This is a genomic window from Pseudidiomarina andamanensis, assembly GCF_009734345.1.
In the GTDB taxonomy this organism is placed as follows: domain Bacteria; phylum Pseudomonadota; class Gammaproteobacteria; order Enterobacterales; family Alteromonadaceae; genus Pseudidiomarina; species Pseudidiomarina andamanensis.
Window position 1 is genome coordinate 665,536 of record NZ_CP032551.1, and the last position, 23,068, is coordinate 688,603.

The 23,068-nt window shown below is 45.5% G+C and carries 21 protein-coding genes and 1 tRNA gene; 9 read left to right on the plus strand and 13 right to left on the minus strand.

The annotated features are described in order from the left end of the window. Positions 1–24: 24 nt before the first annotated feature. Complete coding sequence (locus D3795_RS03210; protein WP_156266186.1) at positions 25–2,415, minus strand: DNA translocase FtsK; 2,391 nt, start codon at positions 2,413–2,415, stop codon at positions 25–27. Between the two features lie 145 nt (positions 2,416–2,560). After that, entirely contained in the window at positions 2,561–3,052 is a 492-nt protein-coding gene (lrp, locus tag D3795_RS03215) for a leucine-responsive transcriptional regulator Lrp (protein WP_156266189.1), read from the minus strand. A 168-nt stretch (positions 3,053–3,220) separates the two neighbouring features. Between lrp and ald the strand changes: the two genes are divergently transcribed. The 4 genes from ald to infA all read left to right on the plus strand — a co-directional run bounded on the left by ald (position 3,221) and on the right by infA (position 6,563). Beyond that, on the plus strand, positions 3,221–4,348 hold the full coding sequence (ald, locus tag D3795_RS03220) for an alanine dehydrogenase (RefSeq protein ID WP_156266191.1): 1,128 nt from the start codon (positions 3,221–3,223) through the stop codon (positions 4,346–4,348). Positions 4,349–4,505: 157 nt separating this feature from the next. Beyond that, positions 4,506–5,465, plus strand: a complete 960-nt coding sequence (trxB, locus tag D3795_RS03225) for a thioredoxin-disulfide reductase (RefSeq protein WP_156266193.1) — start codon at positions 4,506–4,508, stop codon at positions 5,463–5,465. A 39-nt stretch (positions 5,466–5,504) separates the two neighbouring features. Then, positions 5,505–6,203 (plus strand): leucyl/phenylalanyl-tRNA--protein transferase, encoded by a 699-nt coding sequence (gene aat / locus D3795_RS03230; protein WP_216648965.1) that lies wholly within the window; start codon positions 5,505–5,507, stop codon positions 6,201–6,203. Positions 6,204–6,344: 141 nt separating this feature from the next. After that, positions 6,345–6,563 (plus strand): translation initiation factor IF-1, encoded by a 219-nt coding sequence (gene infA, locus D3795_RS03235; protein WP_054487875.1) that lies wholly within the window; start codon positions 6,345–6,347, stop codon positions 6,561–6,563. A 17-nt stretch (positions 6,564–6,580) separates the two neighbouring features. Here the strand turns inward: infA and clpA are convergent, their stop codons facing one another. Beyond that, positions 6,581–8,854, minus strand: a complete 2,274-nt coding sequence (gene clpA, locus D3795_RS03240) for an ATP-dependent Clp protease ATP-binding subunit ClpA (RefSeq protein WP_156266197.1) — start codon at positions 8,852–8,854, stop codon at positions 6,581–6,583. 40 nt (positions 8,855–8,894) lie between these two features. After that, on the minus strand, positions 8,895–9,203 hold the full coding sequence (gene clpS, locus D3795_RS03245; protein ID WP_126759360.1) for an ATP-dependent Clp protease adapter ClpS: 309 nt from the start codon (positions 9,201–9,203) through the stop codon (positions 8,895–8,897). A gap of 262 nt (positions 9,204–9,465) precedes the next feature. Between clpS and cspD the strand changes: the two genes are divergently transcribed. Continuing rightward, a complete protein-coding gene (gene cspD, locus D3795_RS03250) occupies positions 9,466–9,681 on the plus strand; it encodes a cold shock domain-containing protein CspD (RefSeq protein WP_092854897.1) in 216 nt (71 codons plus the stop codon). A gap of 67 nt (positions 9,682–9,748) precedes the next feature. Here cspD and yejK read toward each other — a convergent pair whose 3' ends face one another. Further along, complete coding sequence (gene yejK, locus D3795_RS03255) at positions 9,749–10,792, minus strand: nucleoid-associated protein YejK (protein WP_156266198.1); 1,044 nt, start codon at positions 10,790–10,792, stop codon at positions 9,749–9,751. 53 nt (positions 10,793–10,845) lie between these two features. On the opposite strand from yejK, the gene D3795_RS03260 reads away from it, so the two are divergent. The 3 genes from D3795_RS03260 to D3795_RS03270 all read left to right on the plus strand — a co-directional run bounded on the left by D3795_RS03260 (position 10,846) and on the right by D3795_RS03270 (position 12,861). Next, entirely contained in the window at positions 10,846–11,085 is a 240-nt protein-coding gene (locus tag D3795_RS03260; RefSeq protein WP_310942385.1) for a YejL family protein, read from the plus strand. Between the two features lie 15 nt (positions 11,086–11,100). After that, positions 11,101–12,720 (plus strand): DUF3413 domain-containing protein, encoded by a 1,620-nt coding sequence (locus D3795_RS03265; protein WP_156266200.1) that lies wholly within the window; start codon positions 11,101–11,103, stop codon positions 12,718–12,720. A 64-nt stretch (positions 12,721–12,784) separates the two neighbouring features. After that, positions 12,785–12,861, plus strand: a tRNA-Pro gene (locus tag D3795_RS03270). Positions 12,862–12,871: 10 nt separating this feature from the next. Here D3795_RS03270 and D3795_RS03275 read toward each other — a convergent pair. The 8 genes from D3795_RS03275 to D3795_RS03310 all read right to left on the minus strand — a co-directional run bounded on the left by D3795_RS03275 (position 12,872) and on the right by D3795_RS03310 (position 21,251). After that, complete coding sequence (locus D3795_RS03275; RefSeq protein ID WP_156266202.1) at positions 12,872–14,746, minus strand: diguanylate cyclase domain-containing protein; 1,875 nt, start codon at positions 14,744–14,746, stop codon at positions 12,872–12,874. Between the two features lie 118 nt (positions 14,747–14,864). Then, positions 14,865–16,265: a DUF3482 domain-containing protein gene (locus D3795_RS03280; protein ID WP_156266204.1), complete on the minus strand. Its 1,401-nt coding sequence runs from the start codon at positions 16,263–16,265 to the stop codon at positions 14,865–14,867. Continuing rightward, the gene (locus tag D3795_RS03285) at positions 16,253–17,530 is read right to left on the minus strand and encodes a DUF2868 domain-containing protein (protein WP_173020978.1); all 1,278 of its coding nucleotides are present in this window, start codon (positions 17,528–17,530) and stop codon (positions 16,253–16,255) included. The genes D3795_RS03280 and D3795_RS03285 overlap by 13 nt, the downstream gene beginning before the upstream one ends. A 149-nt stretch (positions 17,531–17,679) precedes the next feature. Continuing rightward, the gene (locus D3795_RS03290) at positions 17,680–17,916 is read right to left on the minus strand and encodes a hypothetical protein (protein ID WP_156266208.1); all 237 of its coding nucleotides are present in this window, start codon (positions 17,914–17,916) and stop codon (positions 17,680–17,682) included. A 140-nt stretch (positions 17,917–18,056) separates the two neighbouring features. Then, positions 18,057–18,392, minus strand: coding sequence for a YbjQ family protein (locus D3795_RS03295; RefSeq protein ID WP_126758769.1), 336 nt, complete (start codon positions 18,390–18,392; stop codon positions 18,057–18,059). After that, positions 18,389–18,784, minus strand: coding sequence for an anti-sigma factor (locus D3795_RS03300; protein ID WP_375294523.1), 396 nt, complete (start codon positions 18,782–18,784; stop codon positions 18,389–18,391). Before D3795_RS03300 ends, D3795_RS03295 begins: the two co-directional genes overlap by 4 nt. A gap of 44 nt (positions 18,785–18,828) precedes the next feature. After that, positions 18,829–19,335, minus strand: a complete 507-nt coding sequence (locus D3795_RS03305) for an RNA polymerase sigma factor (protein ID WP_156266212.1) — start codon at positions 19,333–19,335, stop codon at positions 18,829–18,831. An 89-nt stretch (positions 19,336–19,424) separates the two neighbouring features. Further along, the gene (locus tag D3795_RS03310; protein WP_156266214.1) at positions 19,425–21,251 is read right to left on the minus strand and encodes an ABC transporter ATP-binding protein; all 1,827 of its coding nucleotides are present in this window, start codon (positions 21,249–21,251) and stop codon (positions 19,425–19,427) included. A gap of 126 nt (positions 21,252–21,377) precedes the next feature. On the opposite strand from D3795_RS03310, the gene D3795_RS03315 reads away from it, so the two are divergent. Further along, entirely contained in the window at positions 21,378–23,063 is a 1,686-nt protein-coding gene (locus D3795_RS03315; protein ID WP_156266216.1) for a carbon starvation CstA family protein, read from the plus strand. Positions 23,064–23,068: the final 5 nt, after the last annotated feature.

Genomic DNA, 23,068 nt, shown 5'->3' on the forward strand with positions numbered 1-23,068 from the left:
AATTTTGTCCGTTACCACTTTAAATTAATCGCGCGGTGGGCGCGGGGCGAGAACTTCGCGTTGGCCGTTATTTCCGGCACTACTAACGACACCTGTCGCCTCCATTTGTTCCACAATACGCGCTGCACGATTGTAACCAATTCTGAATTTTCGCTGCACACTTGAAACCGAAACACGTCGCGTTTCAGTCACAAATGCAACCGCTTCATCGTAAAGCGGGTCACTATCTTCATCGCCGAGATCAAGTTGTTCGCCAGGCAATAAGTTGTCTTCGTCTAAACTGCCGTTGAGAATTTCATCCAGATAGTTTGGCTTACCGCGTTTTTTCCAATCGGCAACCACGGCGTGAACTTCATGGTCATCCACAAAAGCACCATGTACCCGCGTAGGAACACCGCTACCTGGCGGCAGATACAGCATATCACCCTGCCCCAACAACTGATCCGCACCTGGCTGATCAAGAATCGTGCGCGAATCAATTTTTGATTGTACTTGAAACGCAATACGCGTTGGAATATTGGCCTTTATCAAGCCAGTAATCACGTCGACAGATGGTCGTTGCGTTGCCAAAATCAAATGGATTCCCGCCGCTCGAGCCTTTTGTGCGATACGCGCAATAAGCTCTTCAACTTTCTTACCGACAATCATCATCATGTCAGCAAATTCGTCAATGACCACCACAATACTTGGCAACTTCTCCAAATACGGTGGCAATTCATCCATTGAATCACCCGGCTTCCAAATAGGGTCGCGCAACGGTTCACCAGCGTCCTTCGCTTCCTGAACCTTTTGGTTATAGCCTTTCAGGTTACGTACACCAAGGGCTGACATGAGTTTGTAACGACGTTCCATTTCACCAACACACCAACGCAGCGCGTTCGCGGCATCTTTCATGTCGGTAACAACTTCTGTCAGCAAGTGCGGAATGCCCTCGTATACTGAAAGCTCAAGCATTTTCGGGTCAATCATAATCAAGCGAACATCCTCAGGTGAACTCTTATAGAGCAAGCTGAGAATCATCACGTTCACACCGACTGATTTACCTGAGCCGGTGGTACCTGCTACCAACAAATGCGGCATTTTGGCAAGGTCAACGACCACTGGTGCACCTGAAATGCCCTTACCAAGCACCATAGTTAATGGCGATTGGCTCTGTTGGAATGCATCACAAGCTATGACTTCACTAAAGAAAACGGTCTCTCGCGACTTATTCGGTAATTCCAAGCCAACATATGATTTGCCGGGAATCACTTCCACCACCCGCACCGATATGGCACTTAGCGAACGCGCTATATCTTTATCGAGGTTAGAAATTTTTGAAACCTTTACACCTGGCGCCAAATCAAGTTCAAAACGCGTAATTACTGGCCCCGGCTGCACGTTAGCAACCTTCACTTCAACCCCGAAATCTTGCAATACCGCTTCAACAGTTTGACTAATTTGCTGTAATTCTTCTGGCGTTAACGGGTTACCGGTTTTATTTGGCCGATCAAGCAACTCAATCGATGGCAACGGATCGACGCTTAAAACTGGCGCATCGCCACCATCGTCGTCGGTTGTTGTGTCATCAACAGCTGCGGGCTTCTTAGGTTTTGGTTTAAAGCGAGCGTCGTCAGCTTTTTTCGGGACTTCTTTGGCTGCTTTAAAGTCATCTGCATTTTGTTCGTCAAGAAATGGTTCGTCATCGTCTAGCGCCGATAATGTCATATCCAAATCGAGTTCAGGTTCCTGCCGAATTGTCGTTGCCGGCAATGTCTTTTGGCTCGGCGATAATTTCTCAGGAGCCTTCGATTTGTCAGCTTTTACTGGGCGCTCGTAATTTCGAGCTTTGTTCAGCAGTTTTTTGGTTATACCAATAAGACCAAGCGTTCCGGTAATGGTGACCTCGCCCAGCTTATCTGCTAACCAAATCCAAGAAATACCCGTGACTAGCGTTAACCCAGTGCACAAAAAGGTTAATAACAACAGCGTTGTGCCAATCAGATTGAAGTACGGCAGTAATGACGAACTGATTACGTCGCCAACCACACCGCCGGCCGAAAACGAATAAATATCGCTAAAGTTGAGCGCAGCCAGCGCTGAAGCCCCTACCAAGGTGAGTACTAAACCAATTAAACGCAGGCCAACGGCTAAATAATCGAGCTCGAGTAATTTATGCGGCTGACGAAACATCATATAGCCGAGAGAAGCCAACCCGAACGGAATTAAGTAGGCAACAAAACCAAAGGCAAACAGCAACGCATCAGCGAACCAAGCGCCAATAGCGCCGGCAGCATTATGAATACTTCCTTCGTAGGCTGTTTGTGACCAACTTGGGTCTGCTGGATTAAAGCTCGCTAATGCTAAAAATAGAAAGATAGCGAACGCACCGCAGAGCAAGAGCCCAACTTCTAAAACGCGTTGCACACCGCTCATACACTACTCCAGCTCATTGCTTGACTTGCCATAGGGTTCTGTCGTCCTTTTGTTCTGAGCTTCATATTCTTATGATTTTGATATTTTTATTGAAGCTATTGTAACTTGCTTGACCACGTTATACAGCAATTTATCCTGCCTTTTCTTAACCTTTAATCAGCACTTTATTATCGTCTTTTACTTCTTCCATCACGACATAAGTGCGTGATTCGTTGACACCCGGCATGGTTAAAATGGTTTCGCCTAACAACTTACGGTAGGCCGGCATGTCAGGCACACGCGCCTTAATTAAGAAATCGAAATCACCGGCTACTAAATGGCATTCAAGTATTTCAGGTGTTTTTCGCACCGCCTCACTGAACTCAGCAAAGGCATCAGATGATGTACGCGTGAGTGTTATTTCAACAAACACCATTAGGTTAGCCCCAAGTTTAGCGGGATTGATACGCGCATGATAACTGTCAATCACCCCTTCTCGTTCCAGCTTACGCACACGCTCATTACAAGCGGTCGGGCTAAGACCAACGCGCTGTGCAAGATTAACATTGCTGATGCGGCCATCGTCTTGCAGAATTCGTAGAATCTTCCGATCAATTCTATCGATAGTTATTTCCACTGGTTCTTCGGCATTAAACATTGTTTTTCTCTATTTTATGTATTCTATAACTATTTATAGCCTATAAAATGCCATAAAAAAAGTACGAAACACACCTATCTAATCATCTATAATTGCCGCCGAAATAAGTAGCTATCATGAAGCTATGAATCAAACTCAACGACAAGTTATTATCGGAGAAGCACAACCATGCTGATTGGTGTACCTAAAGAAATTAAAAACCACGAGTATCGTATTGGATTAACCCCTGCGGCAGTTCGCGAATATGTTGCCCATGGTCATCAAGTGATGGTTGAGCAAAACGGCGGTTTAGCAATTGGTTTCACCAACGAAGACTATGAACAAGCTGGTGCGACAATCGTTGCTGACGCGAAAGAAATTTTCACCAAAGCCGAAATGATTATTAAAGTAAAAGAGCCGCAGCCACACGAGTGCGAACAACTGCGTGAAGGTCAAATTCTTTATACTTACCTGCATCTTGCACCAGACCCAGTTCAAACTGAATTGTTAGCAAAAGCTGGCGTCACTGCCATTGCCTACGAAACCGTCACTGACCGTAACGGTGGTTTGCCATTGTTAGCGCCAATGAGTGAAGTAGCTGGTCGTATGTCAATTCAAGCCGGTGCGCACAACTTAGAAAAAGCAAACGGCGGTAGCGGCACCTTGTTGGGTGGCGTACCTGGCGTTGCTCCTGCAAAAGTTCTCGTCATCGGTGGTGGCGTGGTTGGTACTCAGGCAGCGAAAATGGCTGTAGGTATGGGCGCCGATGTGACCATTCTTGACCGTTCATTGCCCCGTTTGCGTCAATTAGACGATATCTTCGGTGGTCGTGTAAAAACCATCTACTCAACCGTAGACGCTATCGATGTGTTCTCTCGCGAAGCTGATTTGGTTATCGGTGCGGTACTTATTCCAGGTGCAGCAGCGCCGAAATTGTTAACTCGCGAACACTTACAGAACATGAAACCAGGTTCTGTTGTCGTTGACGTTGCAATTGACCAAGGTGGCTGCTTCGAAACATCGAAAGCGACCACGCACCAAGATCCAACCTACGTCGTTGAAGATGTCATTCACTACTGTGTAGCAAACATGCCTGGTGGTGTTGCGCGTACCTCAACGATTGCATTAAACAACGCAACCTTGCCGTTTGGCTTGGCGTTAGCAAACAAAGGTTTGAAAGCGATGGCTGATGACCCGCACCTATTAAATGGCTTGAACATGCACAAAGGTAAAATCACCTATAAAGCGGTTCATGACGATTTAGGAGCGCAGCTTGGCCTTGATTATCAAGATCCAGCGGAAGCGATTAAAGCCTAAACTGCTTTTGGCGATTGTGCCGGAGCGATAGCTTGACAAGACCCGCAGTGGATTTCCACCGCGGGTCTCTTGTTTCAAAGACTTGTAATGCCTACAATCGACCCCCATAGTGACAAGTATCTAGCCAAAAAATAAAGAACAACGGAGTACCATACTTATGGCTGAAGCCAAACATTGCCGCCTGCTGATCCTCGGCTCAGGTCCAGCGGGTTACACTGCAGCTGTGTATGCGGCACGCGCAAACTTAAATCCTGTGTTAGTGACAGGCATGCAGCAAGGCGGTCAGTTGACCACCACCACTGAAGTAGAAAACTGGCCAGGTGACCCAGAAGGTCTCACCGGCCCTGATTTGATGGTTCGTATGCAGCAGCACGCAGAAAAATTTAATACTGAAATGATTTTTGATCATATCAATCGCGTGGATTTCTCTAGCAAGCCATTAAAGTTATTCGGTGACTCTGGCGAATACACTGCCGATGCTGTGATTATTGCAACCGGTGCTTCAGCAAAATATCTTGGATTACCTTCGGAAGAAGCCTTTATGGGTCGCGGTGTTTCTGCTTGTGCAACCTGTGACGGTTTCTTCTATCGTAATCAGAAAGTTGCTGTAGTTGGCGGTGGTAACACCGCCGTTGAAGAAGCGCTTTATTTAGCCAATATTGCCAGTGAAGTTCACGTCATTCATCGCCGTGATAGCTTCCGTGCTGAGAAGATCTTGGTTGATCGTTTGATGGACAAAGCGACCAACGGCAACGTTACCTTGCATCTCAACAAAACACTAGACGAAGTGTTGGGCGACGATGCTGGCGTAACTGGTGTTCGCATCAAAGATACGCAAGATGGCGCGTTCTCAGAACTTGACGTGATGGGTTGCTTTATTGCTATTGGTCATCAGCCAAACACGGGGATTTTTGCGGAACAGCTTGAAATGCACGATGGCTATATTGTCGTGAAATCAGGTTTACACGGCAATGCAACCGCCACAAGCGTTCCTGGTGTGTTCGCTGCCGGCGACGTAATGGATCATATCTATCGCCAAGCAATTACCTCTGCAGGTACTGGTTGTATGGCAGCACTTGATGCAGAACGTTACCTTGATGGTTTAACCAAAGCTTAATCGCCTTGGTTCAGAATTTGGTTCATAGAGAGAACTCTGGTGTTATTTGAACTGACGACCGATTCGGTCTGGTTTCCATCGCCAGAGTTCGCTTTACGCGAACCTGATGGTTTGCTCGCGTTCGGCGGCGATTTATCTCCAGAACGCCTTATCGAAGCCTATAACCATGGTATTTTCCCTTGGTACAGCTCTGAAGACCCTATTTTGTGGTGGAGCCCCAACCCGCGTACCATATTTACTGCCGAAAGCCTTCACGTCAGTCGTTCAATGAAACGCTTTTTGAAACACACCGATTTCCAGGTGACTTTGAACAATGCCTTTAACGAAGTTATAAAAGCCTGTGCCGATGTTCATGAACAAGCAAATCGCGGCGTATGGATACACCCAGAAATGCAGGCCGCTTATAATGTACTTCATCAATTGGGGCACGCTCATTCGGTAGAAGTCTGGCACGATAGTCAGTTAGTTGGTGGGTTATATGGTATTGGTGTTGGAAATATTTTCTGCGCCGAGAGTATGTTTCACACTCAAACCAACGCCAGTAAAGCTGCCCTGTTAATTTTTGCGCAAGAATTTTTCGATGCCGGCGGCGAATTAATCGATGCTCAAATTCGTAACGAGCATACGGCAAGCCTTGGTGCTCACGATATTTCGCGACAGCAGTATCTGCACAAATTACACACACAAAAGAATACATTGCGTACAAATTTCTGGACACCAACGTGCTTAAAAGCTTGAACAATCACGATAAGCAGTGGCAATTGTCATGAAAAACGGCTAAAATTCTGCCACTTTTCGCGGCGTAAGCCTTATCTACGTTAGCAACTTAATAAAATTTGCGAGTTCATCGCATCATTAGAAAATTTATCGAGGACTTGAATGGCAAAAGAAGACAGTATTGAAATGCAAGGCACGGTATTAGAAACCCTGCCGAATACAATGTTTCGTGTTGAGCTAGAAAACGGCCACGTGGTGACCGCTCATATCTCTGGCAAAATGCGTAAACACTACATTCGCATTTTAACCGGTGACACTGTCACGGTGCAGCTTACTCCATATGACCTAACGAAAGGCCGTATCGTCTTCCGCGCCCGTTAATTCAGGCCACTCGCGGTTCAATCAGTGGTTGAACCGCGCGCCTCCCGCTCTTCAATTTTAAGTTCCAACTGGCCTTTAGCAACAGACACGTTGACCGCACCACCATGTGCAAGCTTACCGAACAAAATTTCGTTCGCTAATGGTTTTTTCAAGTGTTCTTGAATGACACGCGCCATTGGACGAGCCCCCATCGCTTTGTCGTAGCCTTTTTCCGCTAACCAACGAATTGCAGCTGGTTCAAGTTCAAGTGACACATGCTTTTTATCCAATTGTGCTTGTAGCTCACAGATAAACTTATCAACCACCTGCTCTATCACTTCTTGATTCAAGTGATTAAACCAGACTATGCCATCTAATCGATTGCGAAACTCTGGTGAGAATGTTCGGTTAATTTCGGCCATCGCATCTGGCGCATGGTCTTGCTGCTGAAAACCAATGGATTGACGCACTGTTTCTTGCACGCCGGCATTGGTTGTCATTACCACAATCACATTACGGAAATCCGCTTTACGGCCGTTATTGTCGGTCAAAGTTCCGTGATCCATCACTTGCAACAGAATGTTATAAATGTCGCTATGCGCTTTCTCAATTTCATCTAATAGCAATACGCAATGTGGGTGTTTGATTACGGCGTCTGTCAGCAAGCCACCTTGTTCAAATCCGACATAACCTGGCGGTGCGCCAATTAAGCGGCTCACGGCATGACGCTCCATGTATTCCGACATATCAAAGCGAACAAATTCGATTCCCAATACTTTTGCAAGCTGTTGAGTTATCTCAGTTTTACCAACACCCGTTGGGCCGGCGAACAAAAATGAACCGATTGGCTTGTGTTCTTGACCTAAGCCTGAGCGTGATAATCGAATTGCGGCAGTGAGTTGATCAATCGCTTGATCTTGCCCAAACACCACCAGCTTCAAATTGCGATCGAGTTTTTTCAAAATCTGCTGATCACTGCGTGATACAGACTGCTCTGGAATGCGTGCGATTTTCGCAATAATGCTTTCAATATCTTGCACGCCGATGGTTTTCTTGCGCTTCGATGGCGGCAGTAGACGCTGACTAGCGCCCGCTTCATCCAGCACATCAATCGCTTTATCTGGCAAATGACGCTCGTTGATATAGCGCGCTGACAACTCCGCCGCGGCACGAATAGCCGGCTGGGTATATCGAATGCCATGATGTTCTTCGTAGCGCTCTTTTAAGCCCTGAAGAATTCGCGTGGTGTCGTCAACTGATGGTTCCGCCACATCAATCTTCTGAAAACGGCGCACCAATGCACGATCTTTTTCAAAAATATTCTTATATTCGGTGTATGTGGTTGAGCCGATACACTTCAGTTCACCGCTGCTCAACAACGGCTTCAATAAGTTAGAAGCATCTAACACCCCACCACTTGCCGCACCTGCACCGATAATGGTGTGAATTTCATCAATAAACAAGATGGCGTCAGGTTGTTCTGCAAGCTCTTTTAATAATTGCTTAAAGCGCTTCTCGAAGTCGCCTCGGTACTTCGTACCAGCTAATAAGCCGCCCATATCCAATGAATAAATAACCGCGTTTTGCATGACCTCTGGCACATCGTCGGTAACGATTCGGTGCGCTAAGCCCTCGGCAATCGCCGTTTTACCCACACCCGCCTCACCAACTAACAATGGGTTATTTTTACGGCGACGACATAGCACTTGAATGCAGCGCTCGAGTTCAAAATCACGCCCAATTAATGGGTCGATTTTGCCTTCACGTGCTCGTGCATTGAGATTGGTACAAAAACGCTTTAAGAAACTCTGTTGTTCTTCGGTTTGCGCTTCAATGGTCTCGGCATCACTACTATCAGTTTGCGACGACTCATCATCAATTTTAGTCATCCCATGTGACAAATAATGAACCACATCAAGTCGTGTAATATCGTGCTTATTTAATAAATAGACAGCGTGTGACTCTTGCTCGCCGAAAATTGCGACCAGCACGTTGGCGCCGGTTACTTCGCTGTTACCTGATGACTGAACGTGGAAAACCGCGCGCTGTAATACGCGTTGAAACCCAAGCGTTGGCTGCGTATCGGTGTCAGCACTTTCATCATCAAAACTCGGTGTACTACGATCAACATAGCTCAATAATTCTTGCTTTAACTGCGTGAACTCAAGCCCACAAGCGCGTAACGCTTGCGCTGCCTCTGGATTATCCAGCAACGCTAACAGGAGATGCTCCACCGTCATTAATTCATGACGATGATCTCGGGCTAACCGAAACGCATCATTTAACGTAATTTCTAGCGCTTTATTTAACATGAGCTACTCCTTAAAAGGCTCAGTGCACAGCTTGCAAGCCTCAGGCTTTTTCCATCGAGCATAACAACGGATGCTGATGCTCGCGGGCGTACTGGTTCACTTGTACTACTTTGGTTTCTGCGATTTCTGCAGAATAGACGCCACAAATGGCGCGTCCTTTATAATGGATGGTCAACATGGTGTCAGTTGCCCGCTCTTGATCCATCCGAAAAAACTTAATTAAAACCTCAACGACAAAATCCATTGGGGTGTAGTCGTCATTATTTAATATCACCTTGTACATTGGGGGCGGCTGTAGCTTTTGCTTTTCAGCAACCCTTTCGCTGCCTTGTTGGTGATGATCTGCCATACCCATGGATGACCCTTTCTTTATATATAGTAGCTATTTGCGCAAATGGCTTAAAAATTTGTAAGTTCGGTGAAAAATACCCACCATGAGACTAAGTTTGTTCACAAAACAATCAAAAAACGGCTTGACTATCACCAGAACTCACCTAGAGTAAAACATGGTGTTAACAAAGCAACATTTCAAGTGTGTCAAACACGTCGTTTCGTTAGCAACCATTCTAACAATAACTAAATTTTAAATGCAGAATAAAGGATGTAGAAGTATGGCAACCGGTAAAGTGAAATGGTTCAATAATTCCAAAGGTTTTGGCTTTATCGAGGCAGAAGATCGCGAAGGCGATATTTTTGCACATTACTCAACAATTGATATGGAAGGCTATCGCACGCTGAAGGCTGGACAAGACGTTGAGTTTCAACTCGAGGAAGGGCCTAAAGGTCTTCATGCAACCAACATTATTCCGGTGCAAGGTAGTAAGTAAGACGCCACACGCACCATATAAAACGCCGACTTTAAAGTCGGCGTTTTTCGTTTATATTGGCGCTGACTTAACTATCAATACCGAAATAGCGGCGTAATTGATCACGCAGGTTCGGCGGCGTGCCGTGAATCGTCAATTTATCGGTGTGTGGATCATATTCAACCCGAGCACCAAGTAGCTCTTGGTCAAAACCGACACTCAAGCCACCACCCTGCCCTTGAAACTTCACGAGTTTACGCAACGTACCTCTATCCGCTCGAATCTCTTCTGGTAACGGTTGTGATTGCTCAGCAGTGAAGTCAGCAAAGCTTCGCTCAGTCGGCACGGCTTGTTGTAACTGTTCAGATAAATCTTTGACTCGCACCGGCTCATTACTTTTCCATGAACTGTCGCAGATGTCGTATACCGATTTACGCAATGTATTCGCCTGCTCCGTCGGTAACTCCGCCGCTTTCACATAATCGTGCAAGCTCTCAACTAAATGTTGTGACTGCTTCTTCGCATTCAAACCTTCTGCACACCCCAAAAAGTCCAAGAAGAAATCAGATACTTTACGTCCAACTCGGCCCTTAATAAATGAAATATAGGTGGCTGACTCCGGTTCTTCCTGCCATTCAGTAAGATTAATGGTGGCGGCTAATTGAACTTTATTGATATCAAGTTGCGATGAACGGTCCACCGATAAATCAGGCGCTATAGTGACACCATCTTTGCTTGGCAAAAAAGCGACAACTAAATAATCTTGTCCTAACTCGGTATAGCTGGCGATAACCAAAAAACCATCTTCCAAAATGCCATAGTGCTGTAGCTGTTGATGAAGAATCTTTGCTGCTTGTTGAGAAAAACCAATAAACTCATCATCGCCACTTCGCCAAGCTTTCAATTTATCCGGGAACTCACTTATCTGATGTTCTTCCGCATCATCGTTGACGGGATCAATAAAGCGCGCATAGCCTTTACTTGGTTTCGCGTTATAAACTTCCGTTAGCTCACTCAATAACAGACCAACTTCGTCATTAATAGCCAGAGTTGCTGGAGCAATTCGCAGACCAATCTGCCCGTCGTTGGTATAGAATTGATGGATAATGCTATGTTTCACATCAGCTTGCATGTTATCTCGGTGTCCTCTGTGATTCCCTGTGATACTATGTGCGCTAGTTTAACATGTTGAGATTTAAAACCATGCCGATTGTTTCGAAATACGATGTAAAAACCCAACAACAGCTGCTTGATGCGGTAATTGATGTCTTGAATCAACATAAAGCGCCAACCGATTTAGCTCTCATGACGCTTGGTAACGCCGTTTCAAATATTATCAATGCTAGCTATAAATCCGAAGATGCGTACAAGGTTGCTGAACAATTTGGCAAAGTACTGCTACAATCGATGCAAAAACAAGCATAAAGGTTTAGTCACCGCATGAAACAACGTAAACAACGTCGCGATAAAATTGCTCGATTAATTAGCTGGGGCCACTGGTTTACGTTTTTCAATATCCTACTCGTGCTCGCAATTGGCACACTCTATATTGAAGCCACCGAAGCGCCAGGAAGTGCGCTAGGCGTTCTTTATCTGATCATGAGTTGGCTGGGACACTTTGCATTTTTGCCGTTCATTGTTTTTATTATTCTTATTTTTCCGTTCTGTCTTCTCATTCCATATACCCGAATTTTGCGTGGTATCGCCACTTTAGTCGCCTCGTTTGGGCTGATAGCGCTGGTCGCTGATGCGCTGTTCTATAGACAATATGGCTATCATTTAAATACCTACTCGTTATCGCAGTTGGCAACTGACGCTGAAACAGTATTCGCAGGGGCAAGCTTTCTCATTCTAATAGGTATGCTACTCATTTTTGTGGTGCTGCTTATTTTCGAACTTGGCCTGGCCAATATTGCGTGGAAAAGGCTTGACCAATTACAACAGAAACATTGGGGCAATGCGTTCAGCGCCGTTTTCGTATTGTGCTTTTTAACCAGTCATAGCATTCATATCTGGGCTGATGCGGTGTTCTACACCCCTATTACCAAGCAAGATGACATGTTTCCGTTGAGTTATCCCACTACAGCAAAAACGCTCATGAGCAAACACGGATTGCTTGTTGAACAACGCCTTGAGGCGACTGAAAATCTTATTCGTCAAGGTACAGCAATTAAATTGGCATATCCGAGCCGCCCACTGCAGTGCGCGCGTGTACCTGATGCACCAAATACATTGGTGATTGCGCTAAACCAACTTGACGCAGCTACCTTAAAAACGTTGTTACAAGAGTTTCCAGAATTAAAAGCATATGAAAGCTCAGTTCTTGGCCATCGTGATAGCACCAGCGGTCTGTTTGAACTCATCTATGCACTGCCTGATCTTTATCAAGCACCAATTCAGCACGCAAACAAACAACCAGTCTATTTTTCTACGTTACGCGATTATCGGGTTGAAGTGACGTTACAAAATCAATTGCAATCGTCGTCATTACCGGCCGCACTTGACGCGTTTAGCGCTTTTAACTTACCTGAGCCGTCGGCGTATATTGGTATTGCTGCAGCAGACACTATGACACCAGAAATGAAACGTGTTCTACGTCGACAGCTCGATCAACACACAGAAGTGGTGATACTAGGTATACAACCACAACAGCCGGAACAAAAAGAGGCGCAGTCTATTTCAGCCATGCAAGTGCCGTTGCTCTACACTGAGGGGCTATCGTTAAAATCACAGCCGTTAGTGTTACTTACCGACATCATGCCAACCGTACTAGCGCGTTACATTAATTGTGTTGATGAAGCCGATGCGTATTCTATTGGCATTGATTTAACCGAAGAACAACGTCGCTTGCCTGTCATGACAAGTTTCGGCCATGACCTTGTTGTTTACGATGAAGAAATGACATCAATTATTAAGGCCGATGCAACTATTCGTACGTTTGATAATGTTGAGCACAAATTATTACCAGGAGTTTCTCCTGCAACACCAGTTTTAGTTGATGGTATTCGGAAATTGAAACGCTTCAGTCAAGAGCAACAACCAAACCCTATTGAGCAATAAAGCATCAGTTGATGCCCTAGCCTCTTGCCAATTCAGTGGTTATCGGTAATATAGCCAGCTCGGTCGGCGTGTAGCGCAGCTTGGTAGCGCACTGTCATGGGGTGTCAGGGGTCGCTGGTTCAAATCCAGTCACGCCGACCAATAAATTCTATTACTCTGCGAAATGGTATTGATTGCGACCGCTCTCTTTTGCTTGATACATGGCAGCATCAGCAATCTTCAACAACTGTTTCGGGGTATCAGCATGTTCGGGGTATAACGCGACCCCCATCGACGCACCAATCTGTAATGTCAGCGTACCAACACGAAATGGCTTTTGCAGCGCCTCAATAACGTCAGAAGCAATTTTCTCGATATCGCTTCGTTGTTGAATAGTCTCAATTAAAATAACGAACTCATCACCACCCAAACGCCCGACAATATCTGAAGAACGCAGACATTCTCGAACGCGCGGACCAATCGCTTGCAACAGCGCATCACCAACATCATGTCCGTATGAGTCATTGACTGGTTTAAAGAAATCCAAATCAAAAAATAAAAGCGCACAGGATTGATTCGACTGGTGCGTTCGTTTGATGGCATCATCAAGATGCTGAAGCACAGCAAAACGATTAGGGAGATGTGTGAGCGTATCGGTTAACGCCAGTTGTTGCATCCGCTCTTGGTCGTGTTTTTCGGCAGAGATATCGTTAAAAATATGAATGAGCTGCAACGCATCGTCATGATTATTCCGCACAGGCGTTATGGTTTGTAATGCAGGAAAAACATCGCCACTCGGCTTTTTGTACCAAACCTCACCCTGCCAGCTATCATTTTTTTGAATGTGACGTCTAACCTGACGTTGGATATCATCAGTCATTCGATTGTCGTCGATAAACGTCAATAAACAGGTGCTTTTAACCTTGTCCACTTCAACATCAAACAGCTGCGCAAATGCTTTGTTTGCGCGTAAAATAACCAGCGCTTTATCAGTAATCACAATGGCTTCCTGAGCTCGCTCAAAAACTGTATTGGCGAGTTTTAACTTGCGATTCGATTCATGTAATAATCTGTGTTGTGTTAACTGAGCGCGAATAATCGGCTGCGAATATTTATGCAGCAACCAAGTGCCAATTGCTACCGTCAAGAATATAACCAACGCGATCGAGACAAACTCGGTAAATAAAGCTTCAAATAAATTTGCTTGCGCATGAATGACGACTAAGCCCCACGCTGAATCTTGAAATGGAATAAAATAGTGTAATCGAGTGTCTTCTTTTGATGTATCCCGATATACAAACGGAGCATTGCCGTAGGCAGCTATATAGAAATTCTCGTTAGTGCCGAATTCACGTTGCTTTAATTGATTCGAAGTTTGATCAAATTCGATGTACAACCGCTCACGAGAATTCACCAAACGAAAATTAGTACCGTTTCCGAATGTGTTTAATTCACGCAAAATATCAATGATCTCGGTGGGTCCAAACAACAAGATATCGATACCAATTGTGCGGTTGTTATCATCGGCTATTGGTGCCGCTGCAGAAATAAAAAGATTGTCCGCTAAGGTCACGTAATGCAAACCGTAGGGTCTTAATTGCTGCGGGTCAAAACTTAATTCAGTGGCAAAAGAATTCCTCGCCGGACCACTATACTGGGCAATCACTTCGCCAGTATTAGTCATTCGAATACCAACAACTAAATTCGGAATAAACGCCGCCGCATCAGTAATACGCACACGTGTTTCTTGTTTAACTTGTGCTGAATCTATCTCACCTGCGGTGTAGGCAATTAGAGCCTTTCTAATTTGGGTTCGACTGGCAAACTGTTTGGCAATTGATTGATAATGTTGAAGCTGTTTTTGCACCGACATCGCCTGCGCTGAGGCATAGGCTAAACCGGTTCGGTCTTGTGATTGAGAAATATAATAAGACAGTGGAAGAAATGTCATTAAACTTGCAACGACACCAGTCAGCAAAATACCCCATACGACTTTGCGAATAAGCGTTCGATATTTTCCTGAAATGTCTGTAGCAGTTTGTCGCACCGCATATCCTTAGGCTGGTTTTTGAATGACTGCGTTACATCCTTTAATTGGTCTTAGTATAGCTAACTTTGTAAAACAATTACTCAGCTAAATGTAGGTAAGAGGTTACCCACAACGGCTAATTCGCCTGGCTCCAAAAACCGCGACAAAGTTCGGTCACATCACGCACACACTCTTGACGTTGTGCGTCGCGCACAAAACTGCGCTGATTCAAACTCGACCATTGCGGGTGTCGACGTGCTAATTTTAAACGTCCTGACAATGCCCGCAGAAATTGTTCGCGCAATTTCGAAGACTGCGTTACTAGCAATAAATCTTGTGAACCGTGGCCACGTGTTGCTAATTGCTGTAATAAATTCATTTGCCGCAGTGTAAGCAGTTTTAGAATCTCATCATCGACAATCAACTCACGCTCACCTTTGAAGTGACCAAGCAGTTTTTTTCCGTAATGGTTCCAGCCCTGCCAAATACCGCCAATAGCAGCGCCTAGAGCTGTACCAGTACCTAAACTCATCCCGCCAACCATCAAATCAATACCGGCACCAATCGCCGCACCACTGCCAACACCCACACTGGTTTTAATTCCAAACTCTTTCAGTGTTTCTAACTCAAACAGGTCGTCTTTCCATGTACCATCAGTCAAACGAAGCTGTTGTAAGCGAACATGTTCTAAACGAAACGCATAAAGCGCTAACATTTCAGTGACACAATTACGCTCGCGTCGTTTTACTAAATTCTGCATTTGCTCAACGATTGGCTTAAGTTGCGCATCACCAAAATCAGCGTTGACTTGCTCGTGAAATGCGGCCACATCAACAAGTAGTTCGGCTATTTGAGTTAACCCCGTATTTAAACGATGCGCCCGCTGCTGCGTGCGATATTCAGCGAGTTGTTCAAGTTGCTGCTGAAAGCCAGGCACTATCGCACTAAGCCGATTAAACAAGATAGCTTCGCCCCCTTCTGGAGGACTCACCGCATCGAATTCAATATGCGCATGCAGATTAACTTTGGTAAGAGCCAGCTTCCATTCGTTCACATTATTTGGTTTTTGTGCCGTGAAGTTCAAAATTGGCAGTATCGGCTTGCCACAACGCGCAAGAACACTCAGTTCGTCTTGATACTTCGGTAATACCGGATCACGTACATCAATGACATATAACGCTGCATGACATTTCAATAACTGGCGCAATACCTTCGATTCTTGTTCGAATTGTTGTGCTGCCGCCATGGTGTTTAGAAAGTGACGAACTTGTGCTGGACCATCGTGGCGAAAGTTTGATTCGCTCTTTACCAAGTGTTCGTACAAATCAGAACCGGCTTCTAACCCCGGCGTATCAAATAAGCGCAGTAATAATTGGCCATCCGCATCAACATCGATGCTGGTCACTTCACGAGTTGTACTTGGACGCGAATCAACCTCGCCGAATTGGCTATCATGCAACAAAGTTCGCATTAACGAGGTTTTACCGGTATTTGTGTGTCCAACTACGGCGAGCATGAGTGCGTTTACTGTTTCCATGTTACGCCCTCCTCGGTTAAGCAATCTTGCCAATGCACAATACGTCTCTCGTCAGTTTTATCTGGCACGACTAACAGCGCTTCAACATTCAAACAATATTGCTGAAGCAATGTTAAAAATCGCATCGCCGCTCGGTCTGGAGTTAATCGAGCATTCAACCGCACTGTTAAGCGAGCAACCGGATGTTCATCTAAACGCGCCAACAGCCGCTGCTTGTCTTCACTTCTAGCAATCACACCTGCATACCAACTTTCTTTCTGATGTTGCTTCAACCAAGCTGAGTCGGCTTCATGATCGAGACTGATCACTAGTTCACCTTGGCCCGGTTTTGGCGTGCGCCACTGCGCGTTGTCAATCCCCGAAACATCGCTATCCGCATCAACCAACTCGGTTGCTGCCGATATCGTTAATTTCCGAATAATTGGTGCGTAACCCGGCAAGGTTAAATCAATGGTCATTTTTCGAATGCGCCCAATCAAAACAATAATAGAGCCAATCAAAAATAGGAATCGCCAGGCAACACCATAAATGATAACGCAGCTGAGCAACCAACGACCCGCTTCAAGCTGAGCACTCTCACTGGGTTTGTCCCACAGTGCCGCAACCGACGGCGCATCAACACCAAACAAGGTCGGAATTAAACCGATTACACTTACCCATGTTTGCAGGGTTTCAGCAGGCCAGATAGTAGTTGCCCAAGTAAATACATACGCACTGGTGCTTAAGTGAAAAAACAAGACAAACCACACCGCTAACATGAACAGCGTCCAATAGCCGTGGGTTAACGCCGAACCAGCTGGCTTTGTTAGTCCGTACTGGTTGGCTATGGTGAGCAAGGTATTATTGAACTGCTGGTTATACTGGCGCTGTCCAATGTGTTCTAGTGCCCACAGTGACACACGCCCCACCCAGCCAAAGCTATCTTTAATAATCAGAGAAAAGCACCAGAGTAAAAATAAAATGATGTGTAAACCCAATAACATCATTAAGGCGTAACTTAGCGAGATAGGCTGTGTAACACTTAATGTGCCACGCACAATGGCAACGGCACCAACAATGGCAAATACGCTGAGAAGAATTGCGATGAGTCGTCGAAAGTGGTCCCACACCCGTAATTGATGCACAAGCCCAAGTCGTGCTGCTAATAATTCGGCACGCTTGAACACCCGCTGTTCCATTGTTGGTAACTGGCGAGCTTGTTGTTCGATGGCATCGGCGCGTTGAAAGCCATTTTGTAATTCATGGCGGCGAACGAGTTCCGCCATCCATACTGAACGAAAACGAGAGAATATTTTAAGCATTGAACCGCTGTCTATTTAGCTAACTACATTGTAATTATTATTTTGAATAGCCTTCATTTAACCTGAGAAGCGGTCGATTTACAACGCTTGATTCCGGTATTTCTAACGAAGATTTATAATTGCGTGCGTTGGCGGCAAGTCGCTTCAGATAAGTCGTAATTCACACTAACATAATGGTCATTTGGACAAACCAACCGTTCTGACTCTTTCTTATTATTAGTGGATAACTGCGTTAATTTTACCGCCCAATCATTTAAGTTTACGTTAGGGGTAATATCGATCTGTTGGTCGCGGTTATAGTACTGAAACGCAACGCCGCCGAAGATAAGAAGCAACAATAATTTGCGCATGGCTATTTCCACCTAATTTACAATCAAATAAGAAAATGGCAATTTTGCCCTCAATGCAGCATTGAGTCTAAGCAAAACTTGCTATTTGCACCGTAAATTTACGGTAAAGCCAGTGTAAATTTTGGTCTGTATTTTTAACTTTATGATTTCGCTTGAGTTAACTTAACCGCAGTACCATAGGCTAATAATTCTGCTGCACCATGCGCAAGCATTGAAGTACTGAAACGCACATCAATCACTGCGTCGGCGCCTAGTGTTCGAGCTTCATCGACCATTCTATCTAAAGCCTGTTCGCGGCTCTCGCCAAGCAGTTTGGTGTAATCATGAATTTCACCACCAACAATATTTCTAAAAGCAGCCAAAATATCTCGACCAAGATGACGCGCTCGAATGGTATTCCCGCGTACTAAACCCAGATGCTCGGTAATTTTAAACCCAGCAATATGGTCACTACTCACAACTCGCACGTGTTTCATAATTGTACCTTCTTGTACCGATCATTCTTAGCGGCAATCCATCGTTGGCGTGCCACTGCTCCAAACAAGAGTAAAAACCCAAGCCCTAAACTGCTAGTGACGAGTTTGAGTGCCATCGGTATCGATTCATCCGACCAATAGCTAAAAATTCCATATATCGCGAGCAAAGACAACGTGGTTAATACAAGAACCCATCCCGCGATGAACGCCCATCGACTCGGCTTATCCTTGTCGAATTTCGCCAGCAGTTGCCCATCATCAAATTTCGGTATCGCATTGCGCAGTTGCTCTCGCATACCTTGTAACTCTTTTAATTCGCTCTGACACCCCGCACACTCGGCTAGGTGATGATGCAATTGTTGCTGCTGCTGTTGCGTCAATTCATTATCCATGAAACCAGAAATTAGCGTTGCTGCCTGTTCGCATGTTAAACCACTCATTTTTCACCTCGTTGCAACGTCTCTAACACCTGTTTTAAAGCTAGCCGGGCGCGATGTAACCGCGACATAACGGTACCTTGTTCAAGCTGCATAATTTGGGTTATATCGGCATAGCTACAGCCATTAATTTCACGTAAGACAATAATTTCGCGCTGTTCAATCGGTAACTTCTGAAGCGCCATTCTTACCATTTGTTGGGTCTGCCAAGTTTCGAACTGGTGTTCAGGCTCAATCATGGTTGGCGCTTGCTGCTCATAATCTTCGCCCCCTAAGCCTTGTTCTTTGCGCTGACGCCGAATGACGTCAATCGCCGCATTATGAACGGCGCGCAAAAGCCAAGCTTTCAACTGGTGTTTATCAGTTGGCATATCGGTAACCGTCAACGCTACTTCTAACACCTGTTGCACACTATCGGCAGCACGCTGCTCGCATTGCTGGATAGCCATGGCATGTGTCATAGCATCGGCTATCAATGGTTTAAGCAGCGCCAAGCGTTCAGACATATGAGTTCCTAATTAAATAGTCGCTTACCTATAAAACGAATGAAGCAGTGTGTTTATTCCCTCAAATACAAAATAAATTTTGGTTTTAATTAATCTGGAAGAAAACCGCCCGATTGACGCGCCCATAACTGCGCATACAAACCGCCATGAGCCAGTAACTCTTCGTGGCTCCCTTGCTCTACAATTCTTCCCTCATCCATCACTACTAATCGATCCATAGCAGCAATGGTCGATAAACGGTGCGCAATCGCGATAACGGTTTTACCTTCCATTAAGCGATACAGATTTTCTTGTATCGCCGCTTCCACTTCGGAATCGAGTGCCGATGTCGCCTCATCTAGAATTAAAATTGGCGCATCTTTTAACATGACCCGAGCAATCGCAATACGCTGGCGCTGACCGCCGGATAACTTCACGCCACGCTCACCAACGTGCGCGTCATAACCACGTCGCCCCTGAGAATCTTCGAGGTCCGCAATAAATAAATCCGCTTCCGCTCGATGCGCCGCTTGCTCAATCATATCTTGTGTTGCATCAGGGCGTCCGTAGGCAATATTCCCTCGTACCGATCGATGTAACAACGAGGTATCCTGCGTCACCATGCCAATATGCTGGCGCAAGCTTTCTTGAGTGACCGATGAAATATCTTGGTCATCAATGGTAATACGCCCATTTTTAACCTCATAAAAACGCAGCAATAAGTTAACCAACGTTGATTTGCCGGCACCTGAACGGCCTACTAAGCCAATTTTTTCACCGGCTTTAATGGCGAGATCGAGGTCACGTAGTACAGGCTTGTCTTCACTGTAATAAAAATTAAGATGGTCGAAATGAATATCGCCGTGGTGAACCGTGAGTGGTTTTGCATTTGGTTTATCTTGAATATCTTGCGGTACCGAAACGGTTTTGATGCCATCCTGAACCGTACCGATATTTTCAAACAACGATGAAATTTCCCACATAATCCACTGGCTCATCCCCCACAAACGCAACACCAAGCTCAACGCCACGGCAATTGCGCCCACGGTAATTAAGCTTTCTACCCAAAGATAAATCGCCAGGAATCCAACACTAAACAGCAATAGGGAATTTAACAGGTATAGACAAGTGTAGAGTTTTGTAACAAGGCGCATTTGCCGATGCACCGTGCCAAGAAAATCGCTCATGCCCTCTTTCGCGAATGTGAGTTCGCGTTGGGCATGAGAAAACAATTTAACGGTTTGAATGTTGGTGTAGCTATCGACAATGCGCCCGGTCATAATGGAACGTGCATCCGCTTGATCGGCTGCGACTTTACCCAACCGAGGCACAAAGTAACGTAGTAACACCAAATAGAGACCTAACCAAGCTATCAGCGGTAATGCTAAACGCCAGTCAGCTGCACCAATGATCACCACAGTACCGATAAAATAAACGGTCACATAATTCAGCACGTCAAATAACTTGATGACGCACTCGCGCACCGCCAGAGCTGTTTGCATCACCTTCGTTGCAATACGACCAGCAAACTCATCCTGGTAGAACGTCACCGATTGATTCAGCAGATATTTGTGCACCAACCAGCGAATTCGCATCGGATAATTACCTAACAAGCTTTGATAGGTAATGAGAGAGTGAAAAATAACTAAAAGTGGCAAACCAATAAGAACAACCGCAGCCATTCCGGTAAGCCCCCAGAACTGCTCCTGCACAAACGTTTCTCGATTTTGCTCAGCTAACCAATCAACAATGTTGCCGATAAAGCTGAATAGCCATACCTCGGTTAATGCAATCAGCATCATTAAGAACCCAGCCACAAATATGAACGGCCACGCGCCCTTGCTGTAATACAAACAGAAGGCTACCAAGGTTTTTGGCGGTTGTTCGGGGTTACCATCTGGAAATGGCTTTAGACGTTGTTCAAACCAACGAAACATAATCAATCCTTAATTGCATGATGCGAGTAACAAGCTAGACTTTGGTCGTATGTCAGTTGTTAGTGTGCATGAAGTACCATAACGCAGTTATTGTTGTACCAATAATAAACTAAAAAGGGTAACGCCATGAATGCAATTCTGCTAATGCTACTCGGTTTAGGTGCGATGTTTTTGGGCTACGTTTTTTATTCGAAATTTGTAGCTGAAAAAATCTTTAAACTTGATCCGAATTTCCGAACGCCTGCTCACGAATTTGAAGACGGTGTCGATTTCGTTCCAACCAATAAATATGTCCTTTGGGGCCACCACTTTACGTCTGTTGCTGGCGCAGCGCCAATTATCGGTCCTGCCATTGCCGTTATTTGGGGTTGGGTTCCCGCCTTCTTATGGGTGGTATTTGGTACTATTTTCTTTGCTGGGGTACACGATGCTGGTGCTATTTGGGCATCAAACCGAAATAAAGCACGGTCAATAGGCGCACTTACTGGCGATGTCGTCGGCAAGCGGTCGCAAAGCCTATTTATGATCGTGATTTTCCTTGTACTACTGATGGTGAACGCGGTATTTGCAACTGCTATTTCGGGATTGCTGATTAACTTCCCAAGTTCAGTTGTTCCGGTTTGGGGCGCTATTTTCGTCGCACTCATTATCGGTCAGGTCATATTCCGTAAATGGATGAACCTAGGAACAGTGTCCATTCTTGGGGTGATTGCACTGTATGCTTTAATTTATGCGGGGCCTTCGCTCCCTATCGCGTTACCTGAGACCGTATTCGGTGTCTCAGACAATGCACAATGGATTATTGTCCTATTTTTATACGCTGCTATCGCATCGTTATTGCCAGTTTGGATGTTGTTACAACCGCGCGATTATATTAACGGTTTGCAATTATTCATTGGCTTAATTTTGGTTTACGGCGCTGTGTTGATCAGCGGCCCTGAATTAGTTGCGCCAGCGTTTAATACCAACACCCCAGAGGGTACACCAAGTCTGGTGCCGTTGCTGTTTGTGACAATTGCCTGCGGCGCTATTTCAGGCTTCCACGGTTTAGTGGCGTCTGGAACTACCTCGAAGCAATTAGATAAAGAAACCGACGCGCGTTTCGTCGGTTACTTTGGTGCTATTGGTGAAGGCTCGCTGTCATTAGCCACCATTATTGCGGCGACCGCTGGTTTCGCTACGCTTGCAGATTGGCAGGCGGTGTATCACAGCTTTGGTCAAGGCGGCGTGTCAGCCTTCGTTCAAGGTGGTGCCAATATCTTAAATAACGGTATTGGTCTTGATGTTGAGCTATCACAAACGTTACTGACCGTCATGGCGGTGTTGTTTGCAGGTACAACTATGGATACCGGCTTACGTCTACAGCGTTATATTTTCCAAGAATGGGGAAATATCTACAACATCAAATGGATGGAAAAAGCCGCTCCAGCAACACTGCTTGCCGTTGCATCATGTCTGTTACTCGCGTTTGGTGCGGGTGGCGCAGACGGTGCTGGTGGCCTACTTATTTGGCCGTTGTTCGGCACCACAAACCAATTGCTAGCAGGTTTAACGCTCTTAGTAATTACCACCATGCTAGTTAAACTGGGCCGTCCAATGTACGTCACCTTGATACCGTTACTATTCTTGTTGGTGATGACAATCTATGCCCTACTGATTCAGCTCATGGGCTTCTACCAGAAGTCTGACTGGTTCTTGTTTGGTTTAGATTTAGTGGTACTCATTGCAGCAATTTGGATTGCATTAGAAGCTGCCGGTACTCTAACGCGCCTTCGTCGCGAAATGCGACAATCAGCGCCATCAGCTGACTAAGGTGG